Genomic DNA, 14,269 nt, shown 5'->3' with positions numbered 1-14,269 from the left:
ACGCATGACTGACGCGACGCCCTCCGATTCCCCCCTCGACCCGCCCGCCGCCCCCGACTACGACGAGCTGACCCGCGACATCGCGGACGTGCCCGCCGTCGAGGTCATCACCACGGTGGCCGTCCACCTGCTGAGCGCCGCCGCGGTCAACCTGGGCCTGGACAAGCCGGACTCCGAGCACAAGGACCTCGACGAGGCCCGCAAGCTGATCACCGCCCTCGCGGGCCTGGTCACGGCGAGCGCCACCGAGATCAGCTCCTTCCACGCCGCCCCGCTGCGCGACGGCCTGAAGTCCCTCCAGCTGGCCTTCCGCGAGGCCTCCCTCGTCCAGGACGAGCCGGGCCAGGGTCCCGGCGAGAAGTTCACGGGTCCCGTGTACGCCTGATTCCGGTTCCGCCGTACCCGTCCTCATGCGGAAGGGCCGCCCACCTCGGAAGGTGGGCGGCCCTTCGGCGTACGTCAGCGGGTGAAGAGGGGCTCCCCCGGCGGCACCGGGCCGCCGGCCGGGAGCAGCGCCAGGTCCAGGCCCCGTACGAGCCGGGCCCGCAGGGTCTCGTCCGCGGCGAGGGCCTCGGCGACCCGGCGGGCGGCGGGGGCCGGCTCGGCGTCGGCGGACAGGACGACGGCCAGGGTGCCGGCCGCGCCGGACCCGCCGGGCACCAGGTGGGCGCCGAGCACGGTCGGCTCGGCGGCCACGGCGGCCCGTACGGCCTCGCGCACGGCCGGATCGGCCAGCGGATCGGCGTCGGTGCGGCCCTCGGCGAGGGCGAGCAGCGCGGAACCGGTCAGCTGGTAGGGCACGGGGCCGGCGAGGTCGAGGACGATCGTGTCCGCCTTCTCGTGCGCGGCCGCCGCCAGGGCCTGGTGCAGCGGGACCGCCACCGGCCGGGCCGCCGGGTCCCACAGCGCCAGCGAGGCGATCGAGGTGAAAGCCGGGAGCGCCCGGCGGTCCCCCGCCGTGAGGGTGGGCACCGCCATGTCGCTGGTCTTCTCGCGCTTGAGGCCCGTCTCCGGGTCGGTCTCGACCTCGCCGAGCATCGCCACGACGGGAACCAGCAGGCGCGCGTCCTTGAGGGCCGCGAGCACCTGGGGCTCGGCCGCCCGGTCCGCCGCCCAGGCGGCCAGGGCCGCGCTCAGCCGGGGATCGGCGGTGCCGTCGTCGTCGGAGAAGCCGGGGTCGGGAATGTTCTTGGTCGCCACAATTAGCTGAGCCTATCCCGCCGCGCGGCGCGCGGACGCCGGGCCAGTACGGCGGCCAGCACCAGCAGCGCCGCTCCCCCGGCCGCGGCCGCCGGGGCCCCGAACCGCTCACGCCGCTCGGGGGCGCGCACCGGGTCGGGGCCGGGGCCGAAGTACCGCCGGTCCGCCGGGACGGGCGCGGGGACCGGCGCCTCGGGGCGCAGCGCGTCGGCGGCCTGGAGGGCGGCGACGGCGTCCACCGTGCCGTGGCCCCGGGCGTCGTCGCGGCCGCCGGCCGGGCGGTCGGCGGCGGTGTCCTCCAGCAGCTTCTTGACCTGCGCCGGGGACAGGCCCGGGTGGGCCGACTTGACGAGGGCGACCGCGCCGGACACGAAGGCCGCGGCGGCGCTGGTGCCCCAGCCCTCGTAGTAGGAGCGGTCCGGGTCGGCGATGACCACGTCGACCCCGGGGGCACTGACGGTGGCGTACCAGTGCCGGGTGGAGAAGGGGGCCTTGTGCCCCCGGCGGTCGACGGCCGCGACGGCGATGACCCCGGGGTAGGCGGCGGGGTAGGAGGTGCGGTCGCCGCGCTCGCCGCCGTTGCCCGCGGAGGCGACGACGACCACGCCCTTGCCGAGGGCGTACTGGACGGCCTCGTCCTCGGAGGCCTCGTGGTGGGCGGAGTCGCTGTCGTCTCCGAGGGACAGGTTGATCACGTCGGCGCCGTGGTCGGCGGCCCAGCGGATGCCTTCGGCGAGGGCGCCCGACTTGCTGTCGCGGGCCTGGGCGCGGCCCGGGTCGCCCTCCTCCAGGATCACCCGGACCGGCAGGATCCTGGCGTGCGGGGCGATGCCGAGGACGCCCTGGGCCCGGTCGGGGCCGTGGCCGCGGCCCGCGATGATGCTGGCCATCGCCGTGCCGTGGCGGGCCCAGGCGCGGTCGCCGCGGCCGGCGCCCATGCCGACGAGGTCGGCGCCTTCGAGGACCTGGCCGCTCAGGTCGGGGTGGGTGGGGTCGACGCCGGTGTCGAGGACGGCGACGGTGACGCCCTTGCCCTGGGTGGTGCCCCAGGCCTCCTCGGCGCGCAGGGCCAGCAGGCCCCACTGGCGGTCGCGGATGGTGTCGGCGGCCGCGGGCGGGGCGGCGGCCGCCGCCGTCGTCGTGAGGAGCGCGGCCAGGGTCAGGGCTCCGGCGGCGGTCGTCGCGCGGCGGCTGGGCCGTCTCTGGGTCATCGGCGGGGCTCCGGGGCCGGGGTGTGCGGGGTGGCGGGCGGGGCCGCGGCGGTGGCGAGGGTGCGTTCGACCCGGGCGGCGACGGCCTTCGCGGCGTGGCCGAGGCCCGCTTCGGCGACGACTCCGGTGGCGCCCTCGCGGGTGGCCTCCTCGGCCGGGACCGGGGCGTCCATGGCGCGGCCGTCGGCGAAGGCGGAGACCGCGTAGACCACGGCCGGGGCCTGGGCGGTGACGGTCGCCGTCCAGGCGGCGCGGCGGGAGTCGACGTAGGCGTAGGCGGCCGGGGCGGTCGTCAGGCGGGCGCGGAGCGCGTCCATGGCCGGGGCGGTCGCGGGGGTGAAGACCAGGCCCACGGTGACGAGCGTGCTGCGGGTGGCGTCGGTGTAGGTGGCGCGCAGGACGCGGGTGCAGCCGGTGGCGTCGAGGGCGGCCCGCCAGTCGGCGGTGAGTGCGGCCGGGCAGTCGGCTTCGGGGGCGAGGGCGGTACGGGTCCAGCTGCGGTCGGCGCCGCCGGGACCGGTGTCCTGGCCGTCCAGGACCGGGGGGAACAGGGTGTCGACGGGGGTCGAGCGCCAGAGCGAGGCGGCCTTGCGGTAGGCGGCGTCGGGGGGCAACGGGCGGTGCGCGGCGCGGTGTTCGCTCCAGGCGGTGGTGGCCCCGGCGGCGAGGAGGCCGGTGCCGATGAGGGCGCAGAGGGTGGCGGTGGCCACCCGGCCGGGGTGGCGGGTCCCTGGTGTCGACGTGCTCATCCGGCGGCTCCGCCCCCCGTTCCGTACGGCTGCCTGCCCGTACTCTACGGGGCCGCCGCCGTGCCCCTGGCCGGGGTGGGGGCGGGGTCGGGGACGGGGTGGGGTGCCGTCCGGGATAGGCATGATTTATGGCGCCCCCTCCGCAGCTGCGTTGGTGTGGCGGTACCGCGCGCCAACAAATCACGTTTTACATCCCGGACGACACCCCACCCCGTCCCCGACCCCTCACGTCTCACGTCTGTGATCCGGTCCCGCCCATTCCAGCCTCGCCGGCGTTTGAGGCGCGGGGTCCGGGGCGGAGCCCCAGGTCTGTGAGCCGCACCGGCCACATCCAGCCCCGCCGGCGTTTGAGGCGGGAACGGTGGAAGGGCGGGTAGGGGACGGCCCCGCGCAGCGGGACGGCCGGTACCGGCCGGGTGGGGCTACGGGTCCGCGCAGCGGGGTGCGTTCGGTACCGCCCGGCCAGGGCAAGGGCCTACCCAGCGGTAGCAGCGTCTGGCAGGCTGCCGCCCATGACTTCCGACCGGGCCCGGTACGACCGGGCGACCGCGCACCTCGACGCGCCGCTGGCCCTCGTGGATCTGGCCGCGTTCGACGCCAACGCCGATGATCTGGTGCGGCGGGCCGGCGGGAAGCCGGTGCGGGTGGCCAGCAAGTCCGTGCGGTGCCGGGCGCTGCTCGAACGGGTGCTGGCCCGCCCCGGGTTCGCCGGGATCATGTCGTACACGCTGGCCGAGTCGCTGTGGCTGGCGCGGTCGGGGTTCGAGGACGTGCTGCTCGCCTATCCGTCGGCGGACCGGGCCGGTTTCGGGCAGCTGGCCCGTGATCCGAAGCTGGCCGGGGCGGTCACCGTGATGGTGGACGATCCGGCGCAGCTGGACCTGATCGACCGGGCCCGGGACGGCGGCGCCGAGGAGGTGCGGGTCTGTCTGGAGCTGGACACCGCGCTGCACCTGCTGGGCGGCCGCGTGCGGGTCGGTGCGCGGCGTTCGCCGTTGCGGGAGCCCGGGCAGCTGGCGGAGCTGGCGCGGAAGGTGGCGGAGCGGCCCGGGTTCCGGGTGGTGGGGCTGATGGGCTACGAGGGGCACGTCGCCGGGGTCGGTGACGCCCTGGCGGGGCGGCCGGTGCGGTCGCGGATGATCCGGCTGATGCAGGGCGCGGCCCGCCGGGAGCTGGCGGTGCGGCGCGCGGAGGCGGTGCGGGCGGTGCGGGCGGTGGTGCCGGACCTGGAGTTCGTCAACGGCGGCGGGACGGGCAGTGTCGCGGAGACGGCGGCCGAGGCGGCGGTGACGGAGATCGCCGCCGGGTCGGGGCTGTTCGTGCCGCGGTTGTTCGACAACTACACCTCTTTCCGGGGTCGTCCGGCCGCGCTGTTCGCGCAGCCTGTGGTGCGCCGGCCCGGGGTGGGGGTGGTGACGGTGCTGGGCGGGGGCTATCCGGCTTCGGGCGCGCCGGGCGCCGACCGGCTGCCGGTGCCGTACCTGCCGGAGGGGCTGCGCTACGACCCGCAGGAGGGTGCGGGTGAGGTGCAGACCCCGCTGCTGGGGAGCCCGGCCGACGATCTGCTGATCGGTGACCGGGTGTGGTTCCGGCACGCGAAGGCCGGTGAACTGTGCGAGCGGTTCGACGTGTTGCACCTGGTCGAGGGGGACCGGGTGACGGCCTCCGCCCCGACGTACCGGGGCGAGGGCCGCACCTTCCTCTAGAAGACGGTGTCCGTCTGGTCCGGGACGACGCTGGTGTCGCCCCGGCGGACGGGGGCGGCGCTGCCGTCGTGGTCGACGTAGCCGGTGGTGGAGCAGGGGTAGGGGCTGCTCTTCTGCTTCTTGGGTTCGATGAACATCGGGTTCACGATCCACTTGCCGTCGCTGTTGTCGTAGGCGCGGCACATGAGTTCGTTCTTGTTGCGGTTGACGACCAGGCGCAGGGCCGTGGCGTCGCGCAGGAACGAGATGTCGGTGTCGGAGTCGCCCGCGGCGAAGACCTGGCGGCGGGCGGCCGGCTGGACCTTCTCGGCGGCGGGGCCGCGGACGCCGAAGATCTCCTTGTTGATCCAGCAGCGCTTGCCGTCGATGTACGTGATCATCGTGTCGGCGCCGTCCTTGACGGATCCGCAGCCCTGGAGGTGGGCGGTGTACTTGCCGCCGCGGGTGGTGGTGTTGCGGATGCCGATGACGTGGTCGGCCTTGACGCCGACGCCCTGGGCCCAGACCTCGACGACGGGCTGGGGGGAGGCGGAGCTGATCCAGACGTCGAAGCCGGCCCGCTGGAGGTTCTTGATCAGGTCCCGCTGCTGGTCGTAGTAGCGGACCCAGCCGGTGGCGGTGGTGGTGCCGACCTGCTGCTTGGCGCCGACGGGGGCGGCCAGGTTCTCGGTGCGGGCGGCGGCGGCGAAGCCGCGGATCTCGATGGCGGTCCAGCCCTGCATGAGCTGGGGCAGCCAGGCGTACGCGGGCTCGGTCGTGCGGCGGTCCCAGCCGGCGAAGGCGGCGGCGCCGGAGCGGGTGGCGGCGGTGCCGTAGACGGCGTTCAGTTCGTCGGCGCAGGCGGCGCCCGCGGGGGTGCCGGTGGGCAGCGGGGTGCCGGGGCGGGCGAGGGGGCCGCAGGCGGTGGCGAGGGCCTGGGCGGCGGCCGGGGTGAGGTAGCGGCTGGTGGTGGTCCAGTCGCCGCCGGCGGGCTGGCGGACCTTGCCGTTGCGCAGCAGCCAGAACATGGTCGCGTCGCCGACGTCGTTCTTGACGACGGTGTTGTCCCAGTCGAAGACGGCGACGGGCTTGGCGCGGCCGGCGCGGTACGGGTTGCAGCTGCCGTACTGGTCGATGAGCTGCTGGAGCCGGGCCTGGTTGTCTCCGTACCAGCCGGCCGCGAGCTTCGGGGTGGTGCAGTGTCCGCCGGGGTGGGCCGCCTGGGCGGCGGGCGCGGTGGCGACGAGGGCGCCGGCGGCTATCGCGGTGGCCAGGGCGGCCTGGAGCCGGCGCGTGGTGCTGGGTCGGATCACTGAGGTGGTCACTCCTGATTCTGATGAAGATCGTCGGGGACGGTAGAACACGACAGCCGGGCGTCTCGCGACGCCCGGCTGTCGGGGAGGTTGTGCTGGGGTGAACGTTTGGTCGTCTCTTTCGGATCTTGCCGGTCAGGCCCGCGTCGTCCGGTGCCGGGCGGCGCGGGTCGGGCAAGATCCGGAAGAGACGACCTAGAGGGGGGTGACGTACGCCCCGGCGATGCCGCCGTCGACGAGGAAGTCGGTGGCGTTGACGAAGGAGGAGTCGTCGCTGGCGAGGAAGGCCACGGCGGCGGCGATCTCGGTGGGCTCGGCGAACCGGCCCAGCGGGATGTGCACGAGGCGGCGGGCGGCCCGCTCGGGGTCCTTGGCGAACAGTTCCTGGAGCAGCGGGGTGTTGACGGGCCCGGGGCACAGTGCGTTGACGCGGATGCCCTCGCGGGCGAACTGGACGCCGAGTTCGCGGGTCATGGCGAGGACGCCGCCCTTGGAGGCGGTGTAGGAGATCTGGGAGGTGGCGGCGCCCATGATGGCGACGAAGGAGGCGGTGTTGATGATGGAGCCGCGGCCCTGGCGCTGCATGTAGGGCAGGGCGGCCTTGCAGCAGAGGTAGACGGAGGTCAGGTTGACGTCCTGGACGCGGCGCCAGGCGTCGAGTTCGGTGGTGAGGATGGAGTCGTCGTCCGGGGGCGAGATGCCGGCGTTGTTGAAGGCGATGTCGACGGAGCCGTAGGTGTCGAAGGCCGTCTTGAACAGGGCGTCGACCTGCTCCTTGTCGGTGACGTCCACCTGGACGAACAGCCCGCCGACCTCTTCGGCCGCGGCCTTCCCGGCGGCGGGGTCGATGTCGGCGCAGACGACGTTCGCGCCTTCGGAGGCCAGGCGGCGGGCCGTGGCGAGGCCGATGCCGCTGCCGGCTCCGGTGATGACGGCGGTGCGGCCGACGAGGCGGCGGCAGATGATCTCTTCGTTCGACATGCTGGTCAGGCCTCCGTGCTGATGAAGACGTTCTTGGTCTCGGTGAATGCGGTGAGGGCGTCGGGTCCGAGCTCGCGGCCGAGCCCGGACTGCTTGTATCCGCCGAAGGGGGTCCAGTAGCGGACGCTGCTGTGGGAGTTGACGGACAGGTTGCCCGCGGCGACGGCGCGCGATACCCGCAGGGCGCGGCCGATGTCGCGGGTCCAGAGGGAGCCGGAGAGGCCGTAGTCGGTGGCGTTGGCCAGGCGTACGGCGTCCTCCTCGTCCTCGAAGGGCAGGATGACGGCGACGGGTCCGAAGACCTCCTCGGCGGCCACGGGCGCCGTGGGCGCGACGTCCGTGACGAGGGTGGGCGGGTACCAGAAGCCGGGGCCTTCGGGGGCGGTGCCGCGGATGGCGGTGAGGTCGTCGGTGACGTACGCGCGTACGCGCTCCAGCTGGCTGCGGGAGATGAGCGGGCCCATCTGGGTCTTCTCGTCGAGCGGGTCGCCGACCCGGACGGACTCGATGCCGGGGGCGACGAGTTCGAGGAAGCGGTCGTAGGCGGAGCGCTGGACGAGGATGCGGGTGCGGGCGCAGCAGTCCTGGCCGGTGTTGTCGAGGAAGGCCATGGGTGCGGCCGCGGCCGCCGCTTCGAGGTCGGCGTCCGCGAAGACGATGTTGGGGCTCTTGCCGCCGAGTTCGAGGGTGACCCGCTTCACCCGGTCGGCGCACTTGGACATGATCTGCTTGCCGACGCCGGTGGAGCCGGTGAAGACGATCTTCGCGACTCCGGGGTGCTCGACGAGGGCGTCCCCGGCTTCCGCTCCGTGGCCGGGGAGCACCTGGAAGAGGTGCTCGGGGATCCCGGCTTCGAGGGCGAGTTCGGCGAGGCGCAGGGCGGTGAGGGGGGTGGTCTCGGCGGGCTTGAGGAGGACGGCGTTGCCCGCGGCGAGGGCGGGGGCCAGGCCCCAGGCGGCGATCGGCATGGGGAAGTTCCAGGGGGCGATCACGCCGATGACGCCGAGGGGTTCGAGGAAGGTGACGTCGATGCCGCCCGCGACGGGGATCTGGCGGCCGGAGAGGCGTTCCACTCCCCCGGCCGCGAAGTCGAGGAGGTCGCGGACGTTGCCGGCCTCCCAGCGGGCGTTGCCGATGGTGTGGCCGGCTTCGCGGACCTCCAGCTGCGCGAGTTCCTCCAGGTGGGCGTCGACCACGGAGGCGAAGCGGCGCAGGAGTCTGGCCCGGTCGGCGGGGGCGGCCGCGGCCCAGTGGCGCTGGGCGGCGGCGGCCCGTACGACGGCGGCGTCGACGTCGTCCCGTGTGGCGGCCGGGACGGTGGCGACGAGTTCCTCGGTGGCCGGGTTCAGCACGCTCAGCGTGCGGGGGGCCAGCGCGTCGGACAACGTGGTGCCTCTCTGGTGTGCGGACGGTGCGGCGGTGCGCGGTGCGGTGCGGCGGTGCGCGGTGGTCGCGGGTGCCGGTTACAGGCGTTCGAAGGAGCGGCGCAGCTCCCAGTCGGTGACGGCGGAGTCGTAGGCGTCGAGTTCCACGCGGGCCATGTTGCGGTAGTGGGCGACGACTTCGGGGCCGAAGGCGGCCTTGGCGATCTCGCTGTTCTCCCACAGTTCCGCGGCTTCGCGCAGGGTGGTGGGGACGTGGGCGAAGTCGGCGGTGTAGGCGTTGCCCGTGCAGGCCTCGGGGAGTTCGAGGCGGTTCTCGACGCCGTAGAGCCCGGCGGCGACCAGGCCGGCGACGGCGAGGTAGGGGTTGACGTCTCCGCCGGGGAGGCGGTTCTCGAAGCGCATGGAGCGGCCGTGGCCGACCACTCGCAGGGCGCAGGTCCGGTTGTCCACGCCCCAGGCGACGGCGGTCGGTGCGAAGGATCCCGGCCGGAAACGCTTGTACGAGTTGATGTTCGGGGCGTAGAGAAGGGAGAAGTCGCGCAGCGCGGCCAGCTGGCCGGCCAGGAAGTGCCGCATCAGCGGCGACATGCCTCCCGGTCCGTCCCCGGCCATGGCGTTGTGCCCGTCGGCATCGGTGAGTGAGAGGTGGATGTGACAGGAGTTGCCTTCGCGCGCGTCGAACTTGGCCATGAAGGTGAGCGAGACACCTTCCTGGGAGGCGATCTCCTTGGCGCCCGTCTTGTAGACGGAGTGCTGGTCGCAAGTGGTGAGCGCCTCGTCGTAGCGGAAGACGATCTCGTGCTGGCCGAGGTTGCACTCGCCCTTGGCGGACTCGACGACCAGGCCCGCGGCCTGCATCTCGTTGCGGACGCGGCGCAGGAGGGGTTCGACGCGGCCGGTGCCGAGGAGCGAGTAGTCGATGTTGTACTGGTTGGCGGGGGTCAGGTCCCGGTAGTTGGCGTTCCAGGCCTGCTCGTAGGTGTCCTGGAAGACCATGAACTCCAGCTCGGTGCCCACCATCGCGGTGTACCCCTGCTCGGCGAGGCGTTCCAGCTGGCGGCGCAGGATCTGGCGGGGCGCGGCGACGACGGGGGTGCCGTCGTTCCAGGCGAGGTCGGCGACGACGAAGGCGCTGCCCGGGTTCCAGGGGATGCGGCGCAGGGTGGCGAGGTCGGGGTGCATGGCGAAGTCGCCGTAGCCCCGGTCCCAGGAGGACATCTCGTAGCCGTCGACGGTGTTCATGTCGGTGTCGACGGCGAGGAGGTAGTTGCAGCCCTCGGTGCCGTGGGCGAGGACCTCGTCGAGGAAGAACTGTGCGGCGAACCGCTTGCCCTGGAGCCGTCCCTGCATGTCGGGGAAGGCCAGGACCACTGTGTCGATCTCACCGCTGGCGACGAGGGCACGGAGCTCCTCGGGCGCGAGCGGCGGCTTGCGGTCTACCACTGGAATCTCTCCTTCGGTGAGCCGAGTGCGCCTAAGGTATTGAATAGAACCATTGCTTGGGAAGGGGAGGAGCCGAGATGACCGACACGACGGGCGAGGGTGGCGCGATCGCGCGGCTGAATCCCGTACTGCGGCAGGTGCGGGCGGGCAACGGTTTCGAGGAGGCCCTGGAGCAGATCCTCCAGGTGGTCCGGCTCGGCCTGGTGCCGGGCGGGGAACGGCTTCCGCCCGAGCGGGAGTTGGCGGAGCGCATGGGGATCAGCCGGGTCACCCTGCGCGAGGTCCTCAAGGTGCTCCAGGACCAGGGCCTGGTCGAGGCCCGGCGCGGCCGGTACGGCGGGACGTTCGTGAAGGCCCGCCCGGACACCCCGGCCGGCGCCGCGGAGGAGGAGCTGCGCCGGCGCGTGGCGGGCGTGGACATCGAGGACGTCCTGCGGTTCCGCGAGGTCCTGGAGGTGGGGGCGGCCGGGCTGTGCGCCTCGCAGGGGCTCACGGAGGAGGGCACCGAGCGGCTGCTGCGGGCGCTGACCGCCACGCACGACGCCCCGCTGCCGGACTACCGCCGCCAGGACACCCTCTTCCACCTCACCCTGTGCGAACTGGCGGGCTCGGCCACGCTGACGGCCCAGTACGCGGCCGTCCGGGCCACGGTGAACGACCTGCTGGACTGCATCCCGCTGCTGGTGCGCAACCTGGAGCACTCGCAGCAGCAGCACACCGCACTGGTGGAGGCGGTGCTGGAGCACGACGCCGAGGGGGCCCGGGCGGTGATGCGCGAGCACTGCTGCGGGACGGCGGCCCTGCTGCGCGGCTTCCTGGCCTGAGCGGCCGGGGGGCGCGGCGGAAGGGGGCGGAGAGGTTTTCGTAACCCCTGTTTAACGCGGGGGTCTTGCGCGTTCCACGCCCATGACGCAAAGGTACGCCTCACAACCATTGCATTGCCCTAGGCAGGAGCGCACATGGCCGACGACCCCACACCCGTATCGGTGTCCGTGTCCGTATCCGTATCCGTGGAATCCGGCTCCGGGTCCGGCTCCGGGTCCGGCTCCCCCGGCGACGCGGACGCGGAGTACCTCAAGCGCCGCACCCTGCGCCGCGGCAGCGCCGGCTGGCTGCTGCTGACCGGACTGGGCGTCGCGTACGTCGTCTCCGGCGACTTCTCCGGCTGGAACGTGGGACTGGCCAAGGGCGGCTTCGGCGGCCTGGCCATCGCCACCGTGCTCATGGGCGCGATGTACGCCTGCCTGGTGTTCTCCCTCGCCGAACTGTCCACGATCCTGCCGACGGCGGGCGGCGGCTACGGCTTCGCCCGCCGCGCGCTCGGCCCTTGGGGCGGCTTCCTGACCGGCACCGCCATCCTCATCGAGTACATCCTGGCCCCGGCGGCCATCGTCATCTTCATCGGCGACTACGTCGAATCCCTCGGCCTCTTCGGGCTGACCTCCGGCTGGCCCGTCTACCTCGGCTGCTTCGTGATCTTCATCGGGGTGCACCTGTGGGGCGTGGGCGAGGCGCTGCGCTTCAGCCTCGTCGTCACCGCCATAGCGGTGGCCGCGCTGCTGATCTTCGCGGTCGGGGCCCTCACCGAGTTCGACGCGAGCGCGCTCGACAACATCCCCGTCGACACGGAGGCGTTCGGTTCCGGCTCCTGGCTGCCCTTCGGGGTCCTCGGGATCTGGGCCGCGTTCCCCTTCGGCATGTGGTTCTTCCTCGGCGTCGAGGGCGTGCCGCTGGCCGCCGAGGAGGCCAAGGACCCGGTCCGCTCCATGCCGAAGGCGCTGTCCATCGCCATGGGCGTCCTGGCGCTGCTCGCCCTGATCACCTTCTTCGCCGCCACCGGCGCGCAGGGCGCCGACGCCGTGAAGTCGGCCGGAAACCCCCTGGTCGTTGCGCTCGAAGGGGACGGCGGGCCGACCGCGCTGAGCCGGTTCGTCAACTACGCGGGACTCGCCGGCCTCGTCGCGTCCTTCTTCTCGCTCATCTACGCGGGCTCGCGCCAGCTCTTCGCGCTCTCCCGGGCCGGGTACCTGCCGCGCTTCCTGTCGCTCACCTCGAAGCGCAAGGCCCCGTACCTCGGTCTGGTGATTCCCGGGGCGATCGGCTTCGCCCTCGCGGCGGCCACCGGGGACGGTGCGCGGATGCTCAACATCGCCGTGTTCGGGGCGACGATCTCGTACGCGCTGATGGCCCTCTCGCACATCGTCCTGCGCCGCCGCGAGCCCGGCCTGGAGCGGCCCTACCGCACCCCCGGCGGCGTCCTGACCTCGTCGGTCGCCTTCGTCCTGGCCCTGTCGGCCCTCGTCGCCACCTTCCTGGTCGACAAGGACGCGGCCTTCATCGCGCTCGCCGTGTACGCCGTCGCCCTCGCCTACTTCGCGATCTACAGTCGGCACCATCTGGTGGCCTCGGCGCCGGAGGAGGAGTTCGCGGCGCTGGCGGAAGCCGAGGCGGAGTTGACCCGCGACTGAAATCCTTGCCCCGTCGTCTCCTGAGCTCCACCGTCCGGCACCACCCTGGAGGTAGCACCGTGCCCAGGCCGCTCATCGGCATCACCACCTACGTCGAGGAATCGACCCGCTACAACGTGTGGGACCTGCCCACGGCCCTCGTGCCCAGCGACTACTACCAGCTCGTCCAGGCAGCGGGCGGCGCGGCCGTGCTGCTGCCGCCGGACGAACCGGGGCGGGCGGCGGAGGTGCTGAGCCGGCTGGACGGCCTGATCGTCTCGGGCGGCCCGGACGTGGACCCGGTCCACTACGGGGCACCGCGCGACCCCCGTACGGGGCCTGCCGCGACCGTGCGCGACGAGTGGGAACTCGCGCTGATCGGGGCGGCGCTGGACACCGGCATGCCGCTGCTGGGCATCTGCCGGGGCATGCAGGCGCTGAACGTGGCGCTCGGCGGGACCCTGGTCCAGCACATCGACGGCCACGTCCACACCCCCGGGGTCACCTCCTGGCACCCCGTCCGCCCCGTCGCGGGCACCCGGTACGCGGAGCTGGTCCCCGAGGAGGCGGACGTCCCGACCTACCACCACCAGGCCGTGGAGCGGCTGGGGCGGGGGCTGGTCGTGTCCGCGTACGCGCTGGACGGGACCGTCGAGGCGATCGAGGACCCGGACCGGGGGCGGTGGGTGCTGGGCGTCCAGTGGCACCCGGAGCGGGACAAGGACACCCGGGTGATGGCCTCCCTCGTCGAAGCCGCCGCCACCGTCCCGGCAGCCCTGGCCTGACCCCCGACCGGAAGGCCCCGCCCCCACCCGGGGCGGGGCCTTCCGCTGCCTACGCCGGCCGAAATCCAGCCCTTCCGGCGTTTGAGGAGCGGGGTCCGGGGCGGATTCCCAGGGGGTTGCGGCTCCGCCGGGGCCTAGCGCGGGGTGCGGGTCAGGGAGAGGAGGTCGCGGGCCGGGCCCGCCGGGCGGGAGCCCGTGGGCCATACCGCCCGCAGTGCCCTCCCCAACCGCGCCCCGGCGACCGGCACCGCCACCAGCCGCCGCCCCGCGAGCTCGTCCCCCAGCGCGAGTTCCGACAGCACGCACGGCCCCGCCCCGCTCAGCGCGGCCCCCTTCACCGCGGTGGTCGAGGCCAGTTCCAGCAGCGGTTCCGCGAGCCCCCCGGAGGCGGCCAGCGCGGCGTCGAGGACCTGCCGGGTCCCGGACCCCCGCTCCCGCAGGATCAGCGGGGTCCGTGCCAGTTCGTCCGCCCCGACCGCCCGGGTCCGCCGGGCCCAGGGGTGGGAGGGGGCGACCGCCACCACCAGGCGGTCCTGGGCGATGACGGCCGAGTCCAGGCCCTCCGGCACCGACAGGCCTTCGACGAAGCCGAGGTCCGCCTCGTGGGTGAGGACCCGCTGGGCCACGTCCGCCGAGTTCCCGGCGTGCAGGGACACCGCGGTGCCGGGCCGTTCGCCGCGCAGCGCGATCAGCCAGCCGGGCAGCAGGTACTCGGCGATGGTCATGCTGGCCGCCACCCGCAGCCGCGAGTCCCGCCGGCCCCGTAGCGCCTGTGCTCCCGCGTCGAAGGCCTCCGCGGCCTCGACCACCCGTCGGGCCCAGTCGGTGACCAGCGCGCCTTCGGGGGTGAGCGTCGAGCCGCGCGGGGAGCGGTCGACGAGGGCGACGCCGAGCCGGGTCTCCATCGCCCGGATCCGGCTGCTCGCGGCGGGCTGCGTGATGCCCAGGTGCCGGGCTGCGCCGCTCAGACTGCCGACCCGGGCAACCGCGAGCAGCAGCTCCAGCGCGCCCAGGTCGGGCACGCGGTGCGCCAGCGGAACCCACTCCTCATTAGCCATAACATCAGTTTA

Annotated in this window: 13 protein-coding genes; 5 read left to right on the top strand and 8 right to left on the bottom strand. The window is 73.8% G+C overall.

Translation table 11 applies throughout. From position 1 onward, the window contains the following. The first annotated feature begins 4 nt into the window (after window positions 1-4). Window positions 5-385, top strand: coding sequence for a DUF1844 domain-containing protein (locus tag OOK31_RS28315; protein ID WP_267090203.1), 381 nt, complete (start codon window positions 5-7; stop codon window positions 383-385). Window positions 386-459: 74 nt separating this feature from the next. Here OOK31_RS28315 and OOK31_RS28310 read toward each other — a convergent pair whose 3' ends face one another. Genes OOK31_RS28310 through OOK31_RS28300 form a run of 3 tightly spaced genes read right to left on the bottom strand, consistent with a single transcriptional unit; the run spans window position 460 to window position 3,160 of the window. After that, on the bottom strand, window positions 460-1,200 hold the full coding sequence (locus OOK31_RS28310; protein ID WP_267090202.1) for an SseB family protein: 741 nt from the start codon (window positions 1,198-1,200) through the stop codon (window positions 460-462). A gap of 2 nt (window positions 1,201-1,202) precedes the next feature. Beyond that, on the bottom strand, window positions 1,203-2,411 hold the full coding sequence (mycP, locus tag OOK31_RS28305; RefSeq protein ID WP_267090201.1) for a type VII secretion-associated serine protease mycosin: 1,209 nt from the start codon (window positions 2,409-2,411) through the stop codon (window positions 1,203-1,205). Then, window positions 2,408-3,160, bottom strand: coding sequence for a hypothetical protein (locus OOK31_RS28300; protein WP_267090200.1), 753 nt, complete (start codon window positions 3,158-3,160; stop codon window positions 2,408-2,410). Before OOK31_RS28300 ends, mycP begins: the two co-directional genes overlap by 4 nt. 512 nt (window positions 3,161-3,672) lie before the next feature. On the opposite strand from OOK31_RS28300, the gene OOK31_RS28295 reads away from it, so the two are divergent. Further along, window positions 3,673-4,866: an amino acid deaminase/aldolase gene (locus OOK31_RS28295; protein WP_267090199.1), complete on the top strand. Its 1,194-nt coding sequence runs from the start codon at window positions 3,673-3,675 to the stop codon at window positions 4,864-4,866. Here the strand turns inward: OOK31_RS28295 and OOK31_RS28290 are convergent. From OOK31_RS28290 to OOK31_RS28275, 4 genes are all read right to left on the bottom strand, one after another. Further along, window positions 4,863-6,158: a haloacid dehalogenase-like hydrolase gene (locus OOK31_RS28290; RefSeq protein ID WP_267090198.1), complete on the bottom strand. Its 1,296-nt coding sequence runs from the start codon at window positions 6,156-6,158 to the stop codon at window positions 4,863-4,865. The genes OOK31_RS28295 and OOK31_RS28290 overlap by 4 nt on opposite strands. 195 nt (window positions 6,159-6,353) lie before the next feature. Further along, the gene (locus OOK31_RS28285; protein WP_267090197.1) at window positions 6,354-7,139 is read right to left on the bottom strand and encodes a 3-oxoacyl-ACP reductase; all 786 of its coding nucleotides are present in this window, start codon (window positions 7,137-7,139) and stop codon (window positions 6,354-6,356) included. Window positions 7,140-7,144: 5 nt separating this feature from the next. Further along, window positions 7,145-8,524 (bottom strand): aldehyde dehydrogenase, encoded by a 1,380-nt coding sequence (locus OOK31_RS28280; RefSeq protein ID WP_267090196.1) that lies wholly within the window; start codon window positions 8,522-8,524, stop codon window positions 7,145-7,147. Between the two features lie 78 nt (window positions 8,525-8,602). Beyond that, window positions 8,603-9,967, bottom strand: a complete 1,365-nt coding sequence (locus tag OOK31_RS28275) for a glutamine synthetase family protein (RefSeq protein ID WP_267090195.1) — start codon at window positions 9,965-9,967, stop codon at window positions 8,603-8,605. A gap of 77 nt (window positions 9,968-10,044) precedes the next feature. Between OOK31_RS28275 and OOK31_RS28270 the strand changes: the two genes are divergently transcribed. The 3 genes from OOK31_RS28270 (at window position 10,045) to OOK31_RS28260 (ending at window position 13,199) form a co-directional block, all read left to right on the top strand. Next, window positions 10,045-10,791 (top strand): FadR/GntR family transcriptional regulator, encoded by a 747-nt coding sequence (locus OOK31_RS28270; RefSeq protein WP_267090194.1) that lies wholly within the window; start codon window positions 10,045-10,047, stop codon window positions 10,789-10,791. A gap of 135 nt (window positions 10,792-10,926) precedes the next feature. Then, the gene (gene eat / locus OOK31_RS28265) at window positions 10,927-12,435 is read left to right on the top strand and encodes an ethanolamine permease (protein ID WP_267090193.1); all 1,509 of its coding nucleotides are present in this window, start codon (window positions 10,927-10,929) and stop codon (window positions 12,433-12,435) included. Between the two features lie 59 nt (window positions 12,436-12,494). Then, the gene (locus tag OOK31_RS28260) at window positions 12,495-13,199 is read left to right on the top strand and encodes a gamma-glutamyl-gamma-aminobutyrate hydrolase family protein (protein ID WP_267090192.1); all 705 of its coding nucleotides are present in this window, start codon (window positions 12,495-12,497) and stop codon (window positions 13,197-13,199) included. A gap of 134 nt (window positions 13,200-13,333) precedes the next feature. Here the strand turns inward: OOK31_RS28260 and OOK31_RS28255 are convergent, their stop codons facing one another. Further along, the gene (locus tag OOK31_RS28255; RefSeq protein ID WP_267090191.1) at window positions 13,334-14,257 is read right to left on the bottom strand and encodes a LysR family transcriptional regulator; all 924 of its coding nucleotides are present in this window, start codon (window positions 14,255-14,257) and stop codon (window positions 13,334-13,336) included. Window positions 14,258-14,269 lie beyond the last annotated feature (12 nt).

Source organism: Streptomyces sp. NBC_00249 (genome assembly GCF_026342355.1).
Taxonomy (GTDB): Bacteria; Actinomycetota; Actinomycetes; order Streptomycetales; family Streptomycetaceae; genus Streptomyces.
Note: the sequence above shows the minus strand (reverse complement) of the source record. Positions and strands in the feature narration are given on the sequence as shown.